The sequence below is a fragment of the Catenovulum agarivorans YM01 genome, from assembly GCF_000281085.1.
Lineage (GTDB): Bacteria > Pseudomonadota > Gammaproteobacteria > Enterobacterales > Alteromonadaceae > Catenovulum > Catenovulum agarivorans.
The window spans coordinates 1-3,422 of sequence record NZ_AJWM01000112.1 but is presented as its reverse complement, the minus strand read 5'-3'; the positions used below and the strand labels follow the sequence as shown (position 1 = coordinate 3,422).

General features: G+C 40.6%; 1 protein-coding gene. It reads right to left on the bottom strand.

Annotation, left to right across the window (positions count from 1 at the left end):
* Positions 1-59 precede the first annotated feature (59 nt).
* Positions 60-3,422: calcium-binding protein (locus tag WSC_RS23845; protein WP_016954329.1), on the bottom strand; the 3,363-nt coding region annotated here is incomplete at its 5' end.

Here is a 3,422-nt window from a genome sequence, read left to right as displayed (position 1 = left end):
ACAAAAAGCCAAGCTACCATTAAGCAACTTGGCTTTTTGTGACTAGGCTTAATTAATAATTAAGCCACTTTTTGCCAGCTTTTTATTAAGCTAGGTGTAAGCTCATCTTGAGTGGCTGTTGAGATAACATTACCTGCTCCTACAGGCGGCTCAAAACTGGCCATAGCATCAACTAACTGGTTTATCTGAGCAACATTAATAGAACCATCTTCTGCTTCAATTGTTTCTATTTGATGTTGCATTCCATCAAACCAATCGGTCACAGTTATGCTGCCGTCATTACCCACAAAGCCAATAGTCAAATTATCTTCATTGCGGCTAAACCAAATATCATCCGATGTTAATTCGCTTAGTACTAAACTATCATTATTACCATTAGCATCATTGATAATGTCGTCACCATCACCTAAAGCATATTGATAAACATCATCACCATTACCACCTTGTAATAAATCATCGCCTAAGCCACCAATTAATGTGTCATTTTGGTTACCACCTTCTAGTGTGTCGTTTCCAGCACCACCTTCTAGGTAATCACTATCATTTCCACCAAATAGTTGATCATCCCCATCTCCGCCAAACAACTCATCAGATTGATTTCCACCCTCTAACACGTCATTACCAGCATCACCAAATAATACGTCGCTATCATTACCGCCGATTAATTGGTCATCACCTTCTCCACCAAATAATCGATCTGATTGATTTCCGCCATCTAGTAGGTCATCACCAAATCCACCACTTAACATGTCATCACCATGACTACCTATTAGCTCATCATTACCTGCATCACCATAAAGACTATCATTGCCATTACCGCCAAAGACAACGTCATTTCCATCATGACCAGATATAGTATTGTCAGCATGGGTGCCAGTAAGCTGATCATCAAACATTGAGCCGATAAGGTTTTCAATATCCGTTAATTGATCATTTGCTGCAGCACCTGAGTTGTTGTTTTTCTTTAACAGATTCACACCAACACCTTCATCAGAATTTTGGTAGCTCACGGTATCGTTACCTAAACCACCGTTAATGATGTCGCCACCGCCATTACCAATAAAGATATTGTCATTATCATCGCCGATTAATACATCAGAAAGCTCAGTCGCAATGATCGTTTCAATATCAACTAAGGTATCGTTTATGGCTGCACCAGCATTGAGCGATTGCTCTGCTAAGTTAAGCTCGATTGATTCAACAGAATCTCGATAACTAACGGTATCATGACCTTCACCACCGTCTAAATAATCAGTACCGTATAATCCTTCGACTGAAGTTTCTCTTGCAATAATTAGGTCGTCACCTGTACCGCCGAAAGCTATGTCGTTACCAGGATCAATAATTATTTTATCATTACCTTCTCCACCATAAATAACATCATCTCCAGTACCGCCACGAATAAAGTCGTCGCCTTCGTCACCAAATAACAGGTCATTTTCTGAATTACCTTCTATGACATCATCACCTGTACCACCGTATACAGTATCTTCCCCACTGATACCTCTTAAGGTGTCATTACCAGTGCCGCCATAGATAACGTCATTGCCTTTACCACCATTAACATAGTCGTCACCTTCTCCAGCATAAACAATGTCGTCACCATGGTTTGCAATAATCTCATCATTGCCAGCACCACCATCAACATAATCATCGCCTGTCCATGCGTTCACATAGTCATCACCTTCTCCAGCATAAACAATGTCGTCTCCAGTGTGGGCTTCTATGTGATCATTTCCAGCTCCGCCATTAATAGTGTCATTATCATGAAGCCCGAGGATATGATCGTCACCTTCACCACCATTTATAATGTCGTCACCAAAGCCACCACGGATATAATCATCACCATCTCCACCATCAATCACATCGTTATCGGCACCACCATCGATAAAGTCGTTACCGTCACCACCATAAAGTTCATCATTGCCCGAGTAGCTTTTAATTGAGTCATCACCACCGTTTCCATGGATAACATCGGCGTTTTCTTCACCAAATATTCTATCGGCATTATTACTGCCCGCACCAATTAATGGTAATAAGTTGTGAGTTAATAAAGACTCTGACGCTTCGCCATTATCAATTAACGTTTGAATGCCTTCATTAAATTGATTTACTAAACTAGGATCGACTTCAACTAAGGTCATTGCTGCCAATAACTGTGCATCGATTCGCGCTGGGTCATTCTCAGCGAGACGTGACATTACTTTATCTAAGCTTCCTTCAAGTGAATTGACGCGTACTAATGAAATAGTGTCTGACGCATAATTGTAAGAAGCTAAAGGCAATTCATCTTTTAACAATCCATTAGTCACCGCAACTTTAACCAGTAGGTTTCTTGTTATTTCTTGTAGAGTACGTTTCAGCGCATCACCGCTAGTGACTATATTCCATTCTTCCTCTGTGTCATGCCATAGATTATCGCTAAAGCTTATCGTTTCAACACCTGAATACGATTGAATAATGCCTAACTGCTCTGCAGTAAAGGTTTCGTCATTGGAATTTTCAAAAACAAAAAGGCCTGATTCTGGATTTAGAACGGCACCAAATTGCTCGTCAATATTGGCAGAAAGTTCTGCAGCGCTAATACCTTCTACGCCAGCCCATTTAGCTAAAAATGTATCAAAATTATCAACTAATTGCTTAGCATCACCAGACATAATAAGGTCGTGTGCATAATCACCAAAGCCAGTATTTAAGCTCATGGCAATACGCAAATCAGCCATTGTACCATGACCTTTAACTTCTGCTATTTCCTCTGCTGCTTGATAAAAAGCGAAGTTTTGGACATATGTGGATGAGGTTGTGTTGACATTTAATATCACATCGCCAATGGTTCCTTGACTACCATCAGCATATGTAAACGAGCTTTCTCGAATGACACGCCCTGATTCTGTCATTTCATTGTCGGTGTCGGTGTAATTTAGGTCTAAGCTCGCGATACCAAAATCAGAAAGTTGATGCAATTCACCTTCATCCGAAATACCATCTTGGTTTGTGTCTTGCCAAATTTTAATCTCAGCGAATTGCTCATCTGCACTATTTATCACGCCATCGCCATTCGAGTCCAATTCTGCAAGTTCACTAAAACCAGGGGCGTTAGGACTACCAAAGAGCTCTTTTATATCACTAATTTTATTATCACCATCGCGATCAATCGCCAATAAACCATCGTCTGCATGAACCCATGACGTGTTAATTGCAAAGCCATCGCCGGATAAATCGAAGTAAACATTACTACCATCAAGTGAAGTTAATTCTATACCGTCACCATCTAAATCTATCACCATAGGATCATATGACCAACTCGACGAATAACTGCTATAACTTGAGCTACCATACGCTCCTGAATCCGAGCCAAATACATCGTCCCAAATGTCACTTACCCAACTTGTAAAATCATCCCAAGTGTCACTTGCCCAACT